This is a genomic window from Pseudactinotalea sp. HY160 (assembly GCF_009372055.1).
In the GTDB taxonomy this organism is placed as follows: domain Bacteria; phylum Actinomycetota; class Actinomycetes; order Actinomycetales; family Beutenbergiaceae; genus HY158.
On sequence record NZ_WHMT01000002.1, the window covers coordinates 309,162 to 325,530 of the forward strand.

General features: G+C 70.8%; 18 protein-coding genes. 9 read left to right on the forward strand and 9 right to left on the reverse strand.

Annotation, left to right across the window (positions count from 1 at the left end; all coding sequences use genetic code 11):
* The first annotated feature begins 200 nt into the window (after positions 1-200).
* Genes GCG21_RS04030 through pknB form a run of 7 tightly spaced genes read left to right on the forward strand, consistent with a single transcriptional unit; the run spans position 201 to position 8,617 of the window.
* Positions 201-902 (forward strand): DUF3662 and FHA domain-containing protein, encoded by a 702-nt coding sequence (locus GCG21_RS04030; protein WP_153876980.1) that lies wholly within the window; start codon positions 201-203, stop codon positions 900-902.
* Complete coding sequence (locus GCG21_RS04035) at positions 899-1,390, forward strand: FHA domain-containing protein (protein WP_152817956.1); 492 nt, start codon at positions 899-901, stop codon at positions 1,388-1,390. The genes GCG21_RS04030 and GCG21_RS04035 overlap by 4 nt, the downstream gene beginning before the upstream one ends.
* A 2-nt stretch (positions 1,391-1,392) precedes the next feature.
* On the forward strand, positions 1,393-2,610 hold the full coding sequence (locus GCG21_RS04040) for a Stp1/IreP family PP2C-type Ser/Thr phosphatase (protein WP_152818042.1): 1,218 nt from the start codon (positions 1,393-1,395) through the stop codon (positions 2,608-2,610).
* Entirely contained in the window at positions 2,610-4,106 is a 1,497-nt protein-coding gene (locus GCG21_RS04045; RefSeq protein ID WP_152817957.1) for an FtsW/RodA/SpoVE family cell cycle protein, read from the forward strand. The genes GCG21_RS04040 and GCG21_RS04045 overlap by 1 nt, the downstream gene beginning before the upstream one ends.
* A complete protein-coding gene (locus tag GCG21_RS04050; RefSeq protein ID WP_152817958.1) occupies positions 4,103-5,557 on the forward strand; it encodes a penicillin-binding protein 2 in 1,455 nt (484 codons plus the stop codon). Before GCG21_RS04045 ends, GCG21_RS04050 begins: the two co-directional genes overlap by 4 nt.
* Positions 5,554-6,792: a serine/threonine-protein kinase gene (locus GCG21_RS04055; protein ID WP_370517261.1), complete on the forward strand. Its 1,239-nt coding sequence runs from the start codon at positions 5,554-5,556 to the stop codon at positions 6,790-6,792. Before GCG21_RS04050 ends, GCG21_RS04055 begins: the two co-directional genes overlap by 4 nt.
* Positions 6,785-8,617 (forward strand): Stk1 family PASTA domain-containing Ser/Thr kinase, encoded by a 1,833-nt coding sequence (pknB, locus tag GCG21_RS04060; RefSeq protein ID WP_370517262.1) that lies wholly within the window; start codon positions 6,785-6,787, stop codon positions 8,615-8,617. The genes GCG21_RS04055 and pknB overlap by 8 nt, the downstream gene beginning before the upstream one ends.
* Here the strand turns inward: pknB and GCG21_RS16120 are convergent.
* The 7 genes from GCG21_RS16120 to GCG21_RS04085 form a co-directional block, all read right to left on the reverse strand.
* Positions 8,614-8,790 carry a hypothetical protein gene (locus GCG21_RS16120; RefSeq protein WP_194164923.1) on the reverse strand — a complete coding sequence of 59 codons (177 nt, stop codon included), beginning with the start codon at positions 8,788-8,790 and terminating at the stop codon, positions 8,614-8,616. The two genes, pknB and GCG21_RS16120, sit on opposite strands and share 4 nt — an antisense overlap.
* A gap of 24 nt (positions 8,791-8,814) precedes the next feature.
* The gene (locus tag GCG21_RS16125; RefSeq protein WP_194164924.1) at positions 8,815-8,982 is read right to left on the reverse strand and encodes a hypothetical protein; all 168 of its coding nucleotides are present in this window, start codon (positions 8,980-8,982) and stop codon (positions 8,815-8,817) included.
* 397 nt (positions 8,983-9,379) lie between these two features.
* Positions 9,380-10,282: an Abi family protein gene (locus tag GCG21_RS04070; RefSeq protein ID WP_370517263.1), complete on the reverse strand. Its 903-nt coding sequence runs from the start codon at positions 10,280-10,282 to the stop codon at positions 9,380-9,382.
* Between the two features lie 192 nt (positions 10,283-10,474).
* On the reverse strand, positions 10,475-11,104 hold the full coding sequence (locus tag GCG21_RS04075) for an aminodeoxychorismate/anthranilate synthase component II (RefSeq protein WP_152817961.1): 630 nt from the start codon (positions 11,102-11,104) through the stop codon (positions 10,475-10,477).
* Positions 11,101-11,262 carry a hypothetical protein gene (locus GCG21_RS16130; protein WP_194164925.1) on the reverse strand — a complete coding sequence of 54 codons (162 nt, stop codon included), beginning with the start codon at positions 11,260-11,262 and terminating at the stop codon, positions 11,101-11,103. Before GCG21_RS16130 ends, GCG21_RS04075 begins: the two co-directional genes overlap by 4 nt.
* Entirely contained in the window at positions 11,263-12,048 is a 786-nt protein-coding gene (locus GCG21_RS04080; RefSeq protein ID WP_152817962.1) for a class E sortase, read from the reverse strand. It lies immediately after the preceding gene.
* Positions 12,045-12,836 (reverse strand): DUF881 domain-containing protein, encoded by a 792-nt coding sequence (locus tag GCG21_RS04085; RefSeq protein WP_152817963.1) that lies wholly within the window; start codon positions 12,834-12,836, stop codon positions 12,045-12,047. The genes GCG21_RS04080 and GCG21_RS04085 overlap by 4 nt, the downstream gene beginning before the upstream one ends.
* 93 nt (positions 12,837-12,929) lie before the next feature.
* On the opposite strand from GCG21_RS04085, the gene GCG21_RS04090 reads away from it, so the two are divergent.
* Positions 12,930-13,175 carry a cell division protein CrgA gene (locus tag GCG21_RS04090; protein ID WP_152817964.1) on the forward strand — a complete coding sequence of 82 codons (246 nt, stop codon included), beginning with the start codon at positions 12,930-12,932 and terminating at the stop codon, positions 13,173-13,175.
* Between the two features lie 653 nt (positions 13,176-13,828).
* Here GCG21_RS04090 and GCG21_RS17195 read toward each other — a convergent pair.
* Both GCG21_RS17195 and GCG21_RS04100 read right to left on the reverse strand, forming a co-directional pair.
* A complete protein-coding gene (locus GCG21_RS17195; RefSeq protein WP_153876970.1) occupies positions 13,829-14,770 on the reverse strand; it encodes a rhomboid family intramembrane serine protease in 942 nt (313 codons plus the stop codon).
* Positions 14,771-14,783: 13 nt separating this feature from the next.
* Positions 14,784-15,305: a peptidylprolyl isomerase gene (locus GCG21_RS04100; RefSeq protein ID WP_152817965.1), complete on the reverse strand. Its 522-nt coding sequence runs from the start codon at positions 15,303-15,305 to the stop codon at positions 14,784-14,786.
* A 228-nt stretch (positions 15,306-15,533) separates the two neighbouring features.
* Here GCG21_RS04100 and GCG21_RS16135 point away from each other — a divergent pair, with 228 nt between their 5' ends.
* The gene (locus tag GCG21_RS16135) at positions 15,534-16,256 is read left to right on the forward strand and encodes a hypothetical protein (RefSeq protein ID WP_194164926.1); all 723 of its coding nucleotides are present in this window, start codon (positions 15,534-15,536) and stop codon (positions 16,254-16,256) included.
* Positions 16,257-16,369 lie beyond the last annotated feature (113 nt).

A 16,369-nucleotide genomic window follows, 5' to 3' on the forward strand; every position in this document is an offset into this window, starting at 1 on the left:
GCGGGCGCCGTCCGCAATCCCCGCGGGCGGCTCCCACGGGCGGTGAAGACCGTCACATCCGGCCCCCTCCGGGCGACCGGGAGACCCCCACGCGCGCCCGCGACAACGCAGCGCGTGACCAAGCCAACTACGATGTGCACTGATGCACTGAGTGGTGCCTACGTGTCGTGGGTACCCGGCTGATGAGGAGGAGGTGCGCAGTGGGAGTTCTCGACCGGTTCGAGAAGGGCGTCGAGCGTGCCCTGAGCAACACGTTCGCCAAGGCGTTCAAGACCGAGCTCAAGCCGGTGGACATCGCCTCGGCGATCCGCCGCGACATGGACGAGCGCACCGCCGCGCTCTCCCGTGGGCGCACCGTGGTGCCGAACGCGTTCGTGGTCGAGCTCGGACCGACCGACTCCGAGCAGGTCGACTCGTGGGGCTCCGACGTCCTCGCCGACGAGCTCGCCGCGAGCGCCACCGAGCACGCGACCGCCCAGCGTTACGTGTTCGTGGGCCCGGTCGAGGTGACCTTCGAGGAGGTCGAGGACCTGCAGGCCGGCCGCTTCCGGGTGCGTTCCTCCTCCCGCCGCGGCACGGTCGCGCCGGCGACCACCGCGCCCGCCCGCAACCATCCGATCGTCGACATCGACGGCCAGCGCTACCTGCTCACGGGCGCGGTCACCGTGATCGGCCGCGGCAGCGAGGCCGACATCATCGTCGACGACTCCGGCGTCTCCCGCCGCCACCTGGAGATCCGGGCCACGCCGGACGGGATCATCGCAACCGATCTCGGCTCCACGAACGGCACCTACGTCGAGGGCCACCACATCGAGGCGGCCACGCTCGTCGACGGCAACACCCTCACGATCGGGCGCACCCGCATCCTCTTCTGGACCGGTGCCGATTCGGGTGACGGATGAGCAACCTCTCCGAGCTCGTGGTCACGGTGCTGCGCCTGGGATTCCTGGCGATGCTGTGGCTCTTCGTGCTCAGCGCGATCGGGGTGCTCCGCCGCGACATCTTCGGCACCCGCATCTTCGCCCGCGGCAGCGTCCACGCGACCCGCCCGGCCCGGGAGCGCGCCGAGAAGGACGACCGCGCCGACCGGTCGAACCGGGCGCTGGGCCGGCTCGTGGTCACCGCCGGCCCGCTCGGCGGCACGAGCATGCGGCTGGGCGAATCCGCCATCCTCATCGGCCGCGACCCCTCCTGCACGCTCGTGCTCGACGACGACTACTCCTCCTCCCGACACGCCCGCATCTTCCCCGCCGACGGCGCCTGGTACGTCGAGGACCTCGGGTCGACCAACGGCACCTTCGTGGCCTCGCGGCGGATCTCGACCCCGGTCGTGCTCGGCGCCGGCACCCCGATCCGGATCGGGCAGACGATCATCGAATTGCGCAGGTGACGATGGCGATCTCGCTCCACTACGCCGCGCGCTCGGACGTGGGCCTCATCCGGGCCAACAACCAGGACTCCGGCTACGCGGGCCCGAACCTGCTCGTGCTCGCCGACGGCATGGGCGGGGCCGCCGGGGGCGACATCGCCTCCTCGGTCGCGGTGGCCCACCTCGCGGCCCTCGACGGTGACGACCACGGCGCGGACGACATCCTCGAGCTCCTCACGGGGGCGCTGACCGACGCGCACACGGACCTGATCGAGTACTCCCGCGCCCGCCCCGAGCTGGCCGGGCTGGGCACGACGGTCGTGGCGATGCTCGTCTCGGGGCGCACGGCCGCGATGGTCCACGTCGGCGACTCTCGGGCGTATCTGCTGCGCGAGCACTCGCTGCACCAGATCACCCAGGACCACACGTTCGTGCAGTACCTCATCGACACCGGCCAGATCACCCCGGCCGAGGCCGAGAACCATCCCCAGCGCTCCGTGATCCTGCGGGTGCTGGGCGATTCGACGGACGAGGTCGAGCTCGACGAGACCGTGCGCGAGCTCAAGGCCGGCGACCGGTGGCTGCTGTGTTCGGACGGGCTCTCGGGGATGGTCTCGGACGAGACGATCGCCGAGACGCTGCGGCACGTGACCGATCCCGGCGCGTGCGCCGAACAGCTCGTGGATCTCGCGCTGCGCGGGGGCGGGCAGGACAACATCACCGTGGTCGTGGCCGACGTGACCGACGACTCGGCCGGTGCCTCGACCGTGCCGCAGGTGGTCGGTGCCGCCGCGATCGACCGGGCCCGGCCCACCCGGGGTGGTTCGAGCGCGGCCGCCCGCGCCGCCGCGCTCGTGGCGGCGCACACGGGGGCCGCTCCGGGGGCGGACGAGCTCGAGGACGACGCCCGCGACGTCGACGCCCCACCTCGCCGCCGGCCGTGGGTGCGGCTGCTCGCCGTGCTCGTTCCGCTCGCGCTGCTCGTCACGGCCGTGGTGCTCGGCTACCAGTGGACCCAGACCCAGTACTTCGTGGCCCCGGACGGGGACTACGTGGCGATCTACCAGGGCGTGCCGCAGTCGATCGGGCCGGTCGAGCTGTCCCACGTGACCGAGCGCACGGTCATCCGCCTGGACGACCTGCCCCCGTTCGCGCAGTCGCGGGTGGAACGCGGGATCAGCGCCGTGAGCCTCGCCGATGCGACGACGATCGTTGCCGAGCTGACCGGGGAGGCCCGCTGATGGCCACCGTCGCCGCGGCCCGCCCGGGCGCCGGCCGCGGCTCCGAGCTCGTGCTGCTCGCCGTGGCGGTGGCGATCGGAGTGGGCGGGCTCGCCCTCGTCGGCCTCGGCGTGGAGGGGGAGATCCCGGGTGACCTGCCCGTGTACGCCGCCGTGCTCGCCGGGGTGAGCGTGGCGCTCCATCTCGTGCTCCGGTGGCGCGCACCCCACGCCGACCCGGTCATGGTGCCGATCGTCGTCGCCCTCACGGGCCTCGGGCTGGCGATGATCTACCGCCTCGACCTCGCCGCCGTGGCCCGGGGCCGCGCCGGCGGCGCCGCCGACCGGCAACTGCTGTGGACCCTCGTGGGCGCGGCCGCGGCGATCGCCGTGATCGTGCTGCTCACCGATCACCGGCTGCTGCGGCGGCTGCCCTACCTCGCCGGGGGCGCCGGCCTGCTGCTGCTGCTCTCGCCGCTGCTGCCCGTGATCGGCCAGCGGATCAACGGCGCCCAGCTGTGGGTGAACGTGGCCGGCGTCCAGTTCCAGCCGGCGGAGCCCGCCAAGATCCTGCTGGCGATCTTCTTCGCCGCGTATCTCGTGACCCATCGCGACTCCCTCACCCTCGCCGGGCCGAAGGTGCTCGGGATGCAGCTGCCCCGGATCGCCGACTTCGGGCCGCTGCTCATCGTGTGGGCGGCCTCGATCGTCGTGCTCGTGGTGCAGCGGGACCTGGGCACGAGCCTGCTGTTCTTCGGCCTGTTCGTGGCGATGCTGTACGTGTCCACCGAGCGGGTGAGCTGGATCCTCATCGGGCTCGGATTGTTCGCCGTCGGGGTGATCCTCGCCGTGAACACGTTCGGGCACGTCGCGGCCCGCTTCGACATCTGGCTCCACGCCCTCGACCCGGACGTCTACTTCGCCCCGTACGGCTCCGGCCAGCTGGTCGACGGGCTCTTCGGCCTGGCCGCCGGCGGGCTACTCGGCACCGGCTGGGGCCAGGGCCACCCCTATCTCGTGCCGTACGCGAACTCCGACTTCATCATCGCCTCGCTCGGGGAGGAGCTCGGCCTCACGGGCCTCATGGCGATCCTGCTCATGTATCTCATCCTCATCCAGCGCGGGCTGCGGGCCTCGATCGGCGTGCGCGACGGCTTCGGCAAGCTCCTCGGCTCGGGCTTCGCGTTCGTCATCGCCTTCCAGTGCTTCATCATCGTCGGCGGCGTCACCCGCCTCATCCCGCTCACCGGCCTGACCACCCCGTTCCTCGCCGCCGGCGGCTCGAGCCTCGTGTCCAACTGGATCATCGTGGCGATCCTGCTGCGCATCTCCGACGCCGCCCGCAGCCCCGCCCCCGAGGCCGGACCGCTCGGGAACGAAACCGTGGCGATCGCGATCGACGCACTGCGTACGGACGACGCAGCTCGCCCCGGGCGCGAGCGTCCGGTCACGCCGGGCACGCCGGTCACGCCGGTGGCCCCGGGCGACGAGTACCCGACCCAGGAGCTGCGGCGATGAACACTCCGATCCGCCGACTCAGCGTCGTGGTGCTGCTCATGTTCGCCGCGCTCATGGTGCAGGTGACCCTCGTGCAGTACGGGCGCGCCGACGCCCTGAACAACAAGGAGTTCAACACCCGCTCGGTCTACCGCGAATACGGGCGCGATCGGGGCCCGATCGTGGTGGCGGGCAACGAGATCGCGTTCTCCGAGCCCGTCGACGACGCCTTCGGCTACCAGCGGGTGTACACCGACGGTCCCGCCTACGCACCCATCACCGGCTACTTCTCGGTCGTGTTCCAGGCCTCCGGAATGGAGAAGGCCGAGAACGACGTGCTCAACGGGTCGGACACCTCCCTGCTGCTCTCACGGATCCGCACGCTCTTCACGGGCGGGCAGCAGCGCGGCGGCACCGTGGAGCTCACAGTCGACCCGGCGGTACAGGAGGCCGCGCTCGAGGCCTTCGGGGACCAGCGCGGCGCGGCCGTGGCGATCGAACCGGCCACGGGCAGGATCCTGGCGCTCGTGTCCACCCCGAGCTTCGACCCGAACGTGCTCGCCGGACACGACACGGTCGCCGTGAACGAGGCCTACCAGGAGCTCATCGACGACCCCGACCGGCCGCTGATCAACCGGGCCATCGGCGGCGACCAGTATCCGCCGGGGTCGACCTTCAAGCTCATCGACCTGGCGATGATCCTCGAATCGGGCGACTACGGCCCCGACTCGGTGGTGCCGGCACCCACGGAGCTCGACCTGCCCGGAACGAGCGCGACGATCCACAACCCCGGGGGCTCCGTCTGCGGCAGCGGCGGCGAGGCGACCCTCATGTACTCCCTGCAGGTCTCGTGCAACACCCCGTTCGCGAACCTCGCGATGGAGTTCGGCGCCGAGGCGCTGACCGAGCAGGCCGAGGCGTTCGGATTCGGGCGGGACCTGACGATCCCGCTCAAGGTCACGGGCTCCCGGCTCGGCGATCCGCAGAACGACGCCCAGCTCGCGATGACGGCCATCGGCCAATTCGACGTGCGGGTCACCCCCCTGCAGATGGCCATGGTGTCCGCCGCGATCGCGAACGACGGCGTGCTCATGAAGCCCTACCTCGTGCAGACGGAACGGGGTCCGGACCTGCGGGTCACCTCCTCGACCGAGCCGGTCGAGTTCTCCCGGCCGGTCTCGCCCGAGACGGCCGCGACGATGACCGAGATGATGGTCAACGTCGTGGACAACGGCACGGGCGCCCCGGCCCGGATCGCGGGCGTCGACGTCGCGGGCAAGACCGGCACGGCCCAGACCGGCAACGAGGAGAATCAGCACGCCTGGTTCACCTCCTTCGCCCCGGCCGACGATCCGCAGGTCGCGGTCGCGGTCGTGGTGGAGAACGGCGGGGATCTCGCCGGCGAGGCCACCGGTTCGAAGGTGGCCGCGCCGATCGCCCGCGCGATGATGGAGGCGGTGATCGGCGAGTGAAACCGGTCGAGGGCCTCCTCCTGGGCGAGCGGTACCGCCTGCTCGATCTCATCGCGATCGGCGGCATGGGCGAGGTATGGGCGGCGCTCGACGAGCACCTCGAGCGCCGGGTCGCGGCCAAGGTGCTGCGCCCCGAGTTCGCGGGCGATGCCGCCTTCCTCGGGCGGCTGCGCGCCGAGGCGCGCAACGCCGCCGGGCTCTCGCACCAGAACATCGCCGCGATGTACGACTACGGGGAGCAGGACGACTCGGGCTACCTCATCATGGAGCTCGTGATCGGGGAGCCCTTCTCGGACCTGCTCGCCCGGGAGCGGACCCTCGATGCGGTGCAGGTGCTGCCGATCCTCGCCCAGACCGCCCGCGGCCTCCACACCGCGCACATGGGCGGGGTGGTGCACCGCGACATCAAGCCCTCGAACCTGCTCATCACCCCCGACGGCTACGTGAAGATCACCGACTTCGGGATCGCGCTCGGGGCGAATCAGGCCCCGATGACCGCGACCGGGATGGTCATGGGCACGGCCCAGTACCTGCCGCCCGAGCAGGCGATGGGCCGGGCGGCGACCGGGCTCGGGGACATCTACGCCCTCGGGGTGATCGGCTACGAGGCGCTCGTGGGGCGTCGTCCGTTCACCGGCAAGACCCAGGTGGACATCGCGTTCGCGCACGTGAACGAGGAGGTGCCGCCGATGCCCGACCGGATCGACGCGCGGGTGCGGGACCTCATCGGCTCGATGCTCGCGAAGGATCCGGAGGACCGCCCCCGCAGCGCCGCCTCCCTGGCGCGGATGATCGAGGAGCTCCTGCCCGAGCTGGCTCCGGGCGCGGAGTCCGCCCGGCCCGGGCACCACGCCGCGATCCCCACCGAGGTCGAGCTCAAGGCGAACGTGTCGGTGCGGCCGCCGATCGCCGTGACGAAGCCGACCCCCGCCTCCGGGAACCGGGCGACGCCACCCGGGGAGGCGGCCACGCGTCCCCGCTGGCATCCGACGCGCACCGAGCCGGAGGATGCGCCGGCGCCCGGGCCGCCGGCCTCGCGGCGCTCACTGCGCGGGGAGGGCGGCTCCGAGCAGAATCGGCGGGGCCGGCGTGGCGGAGCTCTCATGCTCATGGTGATGCTGCTCGCGCATCCGGCCGCCGCGGAGGTCGGTAGGCTGGGCAACTGCACTGGCGAGAATCCCCCCACCGCGGCGTGTGCCGCGATGTCGATCGACGAAAGGCCGATAGGTGGCTGACAACGTACCCCGCCTGCTCGCAGAGAGGTATGAGGTCGGAGAGCTCATTGGGCGCGGCGGCATGGCCGAGGTCCATATCGGCCGCGACACCCGGCTCAACCGCACCGTGGCGGTCAAGGTACTGCGCTCCGACCTGCTCGCGGATGTGACCTTCCAGGCGCGGTTCCGGCGCGAGGCCCAGTCGGCGGCGTCACTCAATCACCCCGCGATCGTGTCGGTGTACGACACCGGCGAGGAGGTCACGACCGATGCGGCCGGCGCGCAGAGCCGGTGGCCGTACATCGTGATGGAGTACGTCGAGGGCCACACCGTGCGCGATCTGCTGCGCGACGGCTCGGCCCTGCCGATCGACGAGGCGATCGAGATCACCCTCGGGGTGCTCACGGCGCTCGAGTACTCCCACCACAGCGGGATCGTGCACCGCGACATCAAGCCGGCGAACGTCATGCTCACCCCGACCGGTGCGGTCAAGGTGATGGACTTCGGCATCGCCCGGGCGCTGGCCGACACCTCGGCCACGATGACCCAGACCCAGGCCGTCGTCGGCACGGCCCAGTACCTCTCCCCCGAGCAGGCCCGCGGCGAGGTGGTCGACGCCCGCTCGGACCTGTACTCGACGGGCTGCCTGCTCTACGAGCTGCTCACCGGCCGCCCCCCGTTCGTGGGCGACTCGGCCGTGGCCGTGGCCTATCAGCACGTCGGCGAGGAGCCCCAGCCGCCGTCGGCGTTCGCGCCGGACGTTCCCGAGGCGCTCGACCGGATCCTCCTCAAGGCCCTGACGAAGGACCGCGAGCAGCGCTACTCCTCCGCCTCGGCGTTCCGGGCGGACCTCGAGGCCGCCGCGGTCGGCGGGCTCGTGCAGGCACCGGCCATGGCCGCCGCCGCACCGGCCACGCAGGTGCTCGGTCAGCCGGCACTCGCCCAGCCCTCCCCGTTCCCGCCGGTTGCCGAGGACGAGGCGGCCGAGGAGGAGCCCCCGAGCCGCAAGGGACTGATCTGGACCCTCGTGATCCTCGGCGTGGTGATCGCCGGTGTCGTCGCCTTCCTCCTGCTCAACCAGGACAAGGAGCCGCCGCCCACCCCGCAGGTCGCCGTGCCGACCCTGACCAACGAGATGGACAAGGGCGATGTGACCGCCCTCCTCGAGGAGGAGGGGCTCGTGCTCGACGACCAGGGCGGGGAGGCCTCCACGGACGTGGCGGCCGGCAACGCCACCCGCTGGTCGCCCGCCGTGGGCACGATGGTCGACGAGGGCAGTTCCGTCCAGGTGTGGTTCTCCACCGGACCGGACGCGATCGCGATCCCGAACGTGGCCGGGATGGAGCAGAACGCGGCCCGGGACCGGCTCGTGGACGCCGGCTTCAACGCGGGCAACTTCACGATCGAACCCGAGAACATCGCCGACAAGTCGCAGGGCACGGTCGACCGCACCGAGCCGGCCGCCCAGACGGAGGTCTCCCCGGACGCGGACATCACGATCTTCGTGGCGACCGGGAACGTCGAGATCCCCGACTTCGTGGGCGACCAGTTCGAGGATGTGGCCGCAGAGCTCAAGGACCTCGGGATCAGCGCCGCCACGACCTTCCTCGAGTCCGACGAGACACCCGGCACGGTCATCGCCCAGGACGTCTCCGGGCTGCGCCCGGTCAACTCGAGCATCAACCTCACGGTGGCCAAGGCCCCGCCGCCGCCGACCGAGGAGCCGAGCACCCCGACCGAGTCGCCGAGCGAGACCGAGACCACGACGCCGCCTCCCGCGGACGACAACCCGTCCCCGCCCCCGACCGATGGGGCCGGGGACGCGGGGGACCAGGGCCGCAGCTAGGCCCCGGTCGGCCGGGTCACGCGCAATCCAAGCAGCGCATCGAAGAGCGCGTCCGCCAACCTGCCATCGAGCCGGTTACCGGGAGGCAGCTCATCCAGGTGACGCCAGATGGTCTCCGCCTCATCGATCACGAAGCCCGGCTCGGTCGCCACATTGAGCACGTACGTGAGCACCTGACGGCATTCGAGGATTTCGGCTCAGGTGGCATCGTCTGCGGTCAACGGCGGTTCGTCGTCGATGGCCGCGACCGCGTCCCCGTCGCTCACGAGGTAGCCCTCGATGGCGTTCGCCCCCTGGACGGCCTTCCCCGCCGAGGTGCGGCCGAGTAGGTCGTTCCAGCGCTTTAACGTATGCAGAACGTTCACTGGGGAGGGCCGAACCGCGCGGGTCTCAGTGATGACCTGCTGATCTTCAAGTTCCGGGTCGGGTGTCCGGAATCCAGATGCATGTCAGTTATTAAGAGACAAAGCGACACGATCACCCCGTCGGGGGTGGTCGCGGTCACCCGCGTGCGATTCGGCAGCGTCTCGCAGTCCCTCCGGGCACTCGGTGCGCTCGACCAGACAGTCGCGGCGATCGACCCGCTGAACAGCGACCTCGGCCGCCGAATCCCATCCCGTACTGAGAGCGTGAGGGCCGCGAGCCTCGGCGGATAGGTCTGGGATCACTGCGACCTCCTGAGTCCGCGTCCGGAGCCGTGATTCGACCAGGACACAACTCCGGCGTGGCGCGCGATACGCGCATAGACGCTTCAGGAGCGAGCTATCGCGTGTCGTCGGCATGGTCGCGAGGACTCTGCGGCTTGCATAGACCCAGCCAGAACTCGGATCCACGGTCATGCTCGGCTACGAGCCGAGGGAGGAGGGGCTCGGCGACCCCGCCGCGTGAGGCCATGTCGTCAAGCGAGGCGATGATGTCGAGCACGGAGCGCGGTTCGAACTGGCCCGCTTCCCGCTTGGCCTTCGTCCGGACGTTGTTCGGGGTTGGGCCGGCGTCGAGGACCGAATGGTGCCACAGCCTACTGTGGTGGGCGCACCGGTTCCGGAGATAGACCAAGGCCCGCACACGGTAGGCGAAGCCGGCCTTGGCGATCCCGATGCTCGTCGCGACGGCATCGGCGAGACCGCCACCTGCGCCCCGCTCTATGGCCTTCGACAGAGTGCCGAACGACCAGGCCTCGACCGCGGACCACACCGGCAGTCTGCTGTAGTCGGCGTGGTCGGGGCCGGACCCTCGGTAGCGGAGGATGTGGCGGTCCTTGCTACGGTCGATGTCTCGCAGGCAGGACTCGACAGTCGGCTCTCGGTCGCCGACGTCGGTGTAAAAGCCCTCCTTGAGATAGCCGCCGTAGGCACCATGCTCGTCGGCGACGACGCGCGCGACGTGCGAGCGGAGCATGAGCTCGACGTGCGCGAGCGGTCGGAGGAGCGCAGTGCGTAGTGCCGCGTCGGCGTCGTAAACGGCGCGGATCTCGTCAAGCGTGGTGGCCGGGCGAAAGTTGTCGTCACCGAGATGGGGAGCCTTCTGGAAGTACCGGGCGTAGCCGGAGAACCGGTAGTAGTTCGTCACAGCGAGGAAGCGGGCGCAGGCGGCCTCATCATCGACGGTGAGACCCCGGCCGACCATGAGGGCGACCTGCTCGTCCCAGGAGAGATTCGGCTTCACACGGCACCCCGGAAAGAGAGAGGCCCCTCCCATTTGAGCTTCTTCGAGAGGCTTGGGAGGGGGTCGATTGCTTTCACTCTAGCCGACCCGACCGACAGCCACCAGCCAACGAGGACGCTGTCGCGCGCCACAGCGTCGGACCGCACCCGGCTCGACCGGGCTCAGCAGGGCACACACGGGCCCGTCACTCACTCAGCCCGCTGCGAGCCCCGGACTCAACCCCTCGGCCGTCTCGACCGCCCCGGCGACCCCCGCGAGTTCGAGCCAGTTCGCCAGCAGCCGGTGCCCGCCCGTGGTGAGCACCGACTCGGGGTGGAACTGCACGCCGTGCAGGGGCAGCTCGCGGTGCACGAGGCCCATGATCACCCCGTCGGGGGTGGTCGCGGTGACCCGCAGCTCCCCGGGCACCGTGCCGGTGCGCACGGCGAGGGAGTGGTAGCGGGTCGCGACCATCTCGGCCGGCAGCCCCGCGAACACCCCGGTGCCGTCGTGCTGGATCCGCGAGGTGCGCCCGTGCATGAGCTGCGGAGCGTGACCCACCTCGGCCCCGAACACCTCCGCGAGCGCCTGGTGCCCGAGACAGACCCCGAGGAGGGGCTTCACGTCCCGAGCGCACGCGGCGATGAGCTCCTCGCTGCGCCCGGCCTGCGCGGGCGTGCCCGGTCCGGGCGAGACGAGCACCGCATCGGCGAGCTCGTAGGCGCCGGTGAGGGCTGCGTCGTCACAGCGCAGAACCTGCGTGACGGCCCCCAGCTGCTCGAGGTAGCCGACGATCGTGAAGACGAAGCTGTCGTAGTTGTCGACGACGAGAACGCGCCTCATGCGCCGTCGATCGTGTTCTCACCGAGGGGAAGGAGCGGGTAGGCCCACGGGAACACGTACTCGAACAGCACGTACACGATCGCCGCCACCACGAGCAGGAGGAAGATCGCCTTGAACCAGGCCGGCCCGGGCAGGCCGCGCCACAGTGCTCCATACATCTACAGACTTCCTTCCGGCAGGTCGGCGGGCCGGCCATCGGACAGGTCCGTCCAATAGTCGAGCTCGGCGTGCACGATCCAACGCTCCTTGATCGACCAGAGCGGGTGGCACGTGGTCAGGGTGAGCAGCTGCTGCTCGGGCGCGGCCCCGGGATCGAACGGGTTCGCCGCGATCACGCGGGTGTCGGTGGGTTTGACGATCTCGTGGCTGCTCACGCGGTAGACGTAGAAGGCGTCCTTGGTCTGCACGATGAGCGGATCGCCCTCCTTGAGCTCCTCGACGTACCGGAACGGCTTGCCGTGGGTCTGCCGGTGGCCGGCGAGCGCGAAGTTGCCCAGTTCCCCGGGCACCTGGGTCTCCGGGTAGTGACCGACGTATCCATCGTTGAGCACGTCGAGGCCGACGCCGTCGGTGATGGGCATCCGGTAGTCCTCGCCCCACCGGGGCACGTACAGCACCCCGATCGACCCCTCCTTGACGCTCGCCACGGGCGCGTCGCCGGTCTGCTCGGGCGCGACGGTGTCGGGCACGGGCGGCAGCGACTGCTCGAACACCTCGATGTGCCCGGCGGCCTCCCGCGCGCCGATGACGTCGGTCCAGTACACCTGCCACACCACGAACAGGCCGATGATGAGGCCGGCGGTGATGAGCAGCTCCCCGAACACGCCGACGATGATCGAACCGACCGAGGCGCGCCGACGACCGTGGTGCGCACGCCGGGACTTGCGCGAGGGAAGCGGCTCCGGCTCGGTGTTGAGCTCGAAGACGTCGTACACATCTGTCATGGAGTGGACCCGTTCGCAGGTGAGGGTTCTGTTGTAGGCAGGGTAATGGGTTCCTGCCCGGGCTTGTGCGCATAGGCCATCGCGATCGACCCCTCGGCCGCCGGGAACTCCAGCTCCGACTCCTCGTCGAGCGACCAGCCCAGCTGGAGCGCCTCGACGTAGTCGAGGTAGAGGGCCACCGGTGCGCTGCTCACGAGCACGCGCCGCAGCTGGGCCGGATCCCCGATCGCCGCGATCGCGTACGGCGGGGAGTAGACCGACCCGTCGATGAGCAGCACGTTGCCCACGCAGCGGATCGAGGAGGTGGCCGTGACGCGGTGCCCCTGCACCGTCATGGCCTCGGCGCCGCCCGCCCACAGCCCGTTCATCACGCCCTCGAGATCCTGCTGGTGCACCACGAGATCGTCCGGCTGAACGCCCGGGGGCAGCGTGTCGCGCCGGGGCGCGTCCCACAGCTTGACGACGACGCCCGGTCCCGTGACCGCGGATCGTCCCGCCGCGTACTCCACCTCGGGATCGGGGCCGGCCTGACTGAACTCGTCGGCCGAGGCCACGAGATCGGCCACCTCCGCTCGAAGCTCGATCACGTCGGCGTTGGTCTGTTCGAGCCGGTCCCGTTCGACCCGCACGAGGTCGACGAGGTTCTCCGGGCGGCGGGTGTCGGCCTCCGCGAAGAGTCGCGCGTTGGTCGCGAACAGGATGCCCGCGAGCACGCCCACGACGGCCAGACTCCAGTGCCCGGTGCGGCGCGCGCGGCCCCGGTGCGGCGGCGGCACTGTTCCCGACATGGCGCCAGTGTAGGTGCCGATCCCGACAGTGGCCGAGGGGGAACGCATTCTCCCCTAGAATCGGGGCAGTCTGCATCACTGAGGAGTAGTGGCATGCCCAAATCGAAGCCCCGCAAGAAGTCGACCTACACGCCGCCGCCGGCATCGACCGAGGCCGTACCGAATCCGGTCTGGTGGGTTCCGGTCATGGTCACGCTCGGCCTCGTCGGCCTGGCCTGGATCGTCGCGACCTACGTGTTCAACGGTCAATACCCCGTCCCCGGCATCGGCAACTGGAACCTGGGCATCGGCTTCGCCCTCGTGTTCGCCGGGTTCATCATGACCATGCGCTGGCGCTGAGCGCCCACCCCTCGCCCCTGTCCGAGTCGGGACCATGACGGTCCCGGCCCGGACGGCCCTCCCGCAGCGGTCCCGTCGACGACGACGCTCCCCGGACCACGCGGCCCTCACGATCCTGACCGCCCCGGCGGCGCTCACCCGCACCGACGGCACCGACGCCGCATCCACAGCGCCCACAGCGCCCGCAGCGCCCACAGTGCCCATGGCGCCCGGCCGGCCCGCCCGCCGGACGGGTCCCCACCCGGGCGCACTCCCATGGCGTCGATCCGCAGCGCGGAAGACACGTGAGGATGCGGGGTGCGATCTCCGCGGGCGCCCGCCCGGGCTCGGCGCCGACCGCTGTCACCCGCAGGCTCTTCGTACATCTGTACACAGCGTTACCCACAGCTGTGGAATTACAGCCGTGTGACTATCCCCAGGTGTGGACACAGCTGTGGATAACTGGGGATAAGGGCGGGCCCACCGGTGGATATCCGCCGCGTCGCCGTGGATGAACCTGAGGATGACGCCTCAACCTGTGGATAAGCATGGGTCTCTGTGGACAGCTGTGGACAACCCTGTGGACGGCGTCGAGGCGACCGGTCGCCGTCCTCGCGCACGACGAACGGCCGGCCCCCGCACGGATGCGGAGGCCGGCCGTCGAGGAGCGGGTGCTACTTCACGGCGTACATCGCGACGAAGCCCGCGACGAGGGCGGCCGCGACGGCGACGACACCGATGACGCCGCCGACGTGCTGACGCTCGCGCGGCAGCTTGGTGAACAGGAGCCCGAGCACGCCACCGGTGATGAGGCCGCCGACGTGCGCCTGCCAGGAGATCCCCGCGATCACGAAGGAGATCACCACGTTGATCCCGATGACCACGAGGATCTGTTGGGCATTGCGCCCGGTCTTGCGCAGCACGAGCGCGATCGCCCCGAACAGCCCGAACACGGCCCCGGACGCGCCGACGACGCCCTGATACCAGCTGTCTGCCGAGGGGCCCGCCGAGAAGACCACGACCGCGAGGCTGCCGCCGATGAGGCTGAGGAGGTACAGGGCGATGAACCGCCAACGCCCGAGCATCTTCTCCAGGAACGGGCCCACGATCCACAGCGCGTACATGTTGAACGCGATGTGGAAGATGCCCGCGTGCAGGAACCCGCTCGTGACGATCCGCCAGGGCTCGGTCTCACCGACCACGGGCGCGAACATCAGGTTCCACGTGAGGCCGGGAACGACGTAGCCGAGCAGGAACAGGGCCACGTTGATCCCGATGATCACCTGGGTGACCACGGGGTGACGGCTCGGCGTGATCCGGCCGCCGAGCACCGTGCGCTGGGCGGGCACCTGCTTCTGGGCGGCACGCACGCAGTCGATGCAGTGCACGCCGACCGGCGCCTGCCGCTGGCACTCCGGGCAGACCGGCCGGCCGCAGCGCTGGCAGCGCACGAAGCTGACCCGGTCGGGGTGACGCGGGCAGACCGGCTGCCCCTGCCCCGGGGACCCCGGAGTGCCGCCGCCCGGGCCGCCGGACCATCCCGCCGACGGCGGCGGAACCTGGCCCGGCTGCTCGGGGCGCCACCCGGGATTGGGGGCGGAGGGGTAGTCGGTCACCTGATCCGCCGAATCAGTCGACGATCTCGATCGAGTTGATGACGATGTCCTGCACGGGGCGGTCGTTGCGTCCCGTGGCGGCGTTGCCGATCGTGTCGACGACGGCCGTCGAGGCCTGGTCCTTCACCTTGCCGAAGATGGTGTGCTTGCCCTGCAGCCACGTGGTCGGTGCGGTGGTGATGAAGAACTGGGAGCCGTTCGTGCCCTTGCCCATCCGCTTGCCGGCATTCGCCATGGCGAGGATGTACGGCTGGGTGAAGTCGAGCTCGGGGTGGATCTCGTCGTCGAAGGTGTAGCCGGGGCCGCCGGTGCCGGAGCCGAGCGGGTCGCCGCCCTGGATCATGAAGTTCGGGATGATGCGATGGAAGATCGTGCCGTCGTAGAGCGGCTCGGTGCTCTCCACACCGGTTCCGGGGTGGGTCCAGCTGCGGTCACCGCGCGCCAGCTCGACGAAGTTCTGCACCGTCTTGGGGGCGTGGTTGGGCAGCAGCTCGACGACGATGTCGCCTTCGGAAGTGTGAAAGATAGCGTCCATGCCGCCTATTCTCGCATCCACCACCGCGGACGGCACACCAGCGGCACACGGGCGACACACCGCCGGCCCCGCCGATCGGCACCGCGATGCGCTCGGGTCCGCGTGTCCGCTGCGCGGGCATCCGCCGATAGCCGTATGCGAAAGAACACTCCAGATGGCACGATAGGGAGAGTTCCACAGAATCGACCGCTCCCCGCGACCACGCGGCGGACAACGCAAGGGGCAGATATGTCGCAGAAGAAGCTCTCCACCGATCAGGTCCGCGATGGTGCGAACGAGGCCGGCAAGGCTGCTCGGCAGTTCGCCGACGACGCGAAGGAGTGGGCGGGCCCCAAGGTGGAGGCCGCGATCGAGTGGGCCGGGCCGCGGGTCGACAAGGCGTGGCGCAGCGGCGTCGAGGTGACCGCCCCGAAGGTCGCCGAGCTGGCCGAGAAGAGCAGGGGCGCGGTCGACATCGCCCATGACAAGCTCGTCGACTCCGTGCTTCCGCGCGTGGTCACCGCGATGGAGGACGCCGCGAACGCGGCCAAGGCCGGGGCCGACGCCGCCGCCGACAAGGCGGCCGACAAGGCCGCGTCCGCGCTGAGCATCGTGGAGAAGGCCGCGAACGAGCAGACCAAGAAGAAGAGCAGCGTGGGCAAGGTGCTCGGCTGGACCGCCGTCGGCGCGGCCGTCGCCGGGGCCGGCGTGCTCATCTGGCGCCGCACCCAGCCGGTCGACGACCCGTGGGCGGAGGAGTACTGGGACGACGTCCCCGCCGCCCCGGCCGCGGAGCCCGCGGTCGAGGCCAAGGACGCCGCCGACAAGGCGGCCGGGGCCGTGGCGGAGAAGACCAGCGATGCCGCGGACAAGGCCGCCGAGGTCGCCGGCGACGCGAAGGCGGCCGCCGCGGACGTGAAGGACGCCGCCGACAAGGCGACCGGGGCCACCCGCCGAGACAAGAAGGCCTGACCCCGGGCAGGTCGCGGCCCGGCCCCGCGAGGCGGCGGTCCCCCCGGGGCCGCCGCCTCCGGCGTGCCGGCCGGCAGGTCGACGGGCAGGTCGGCCCAGCGCGCGAGGTCGCC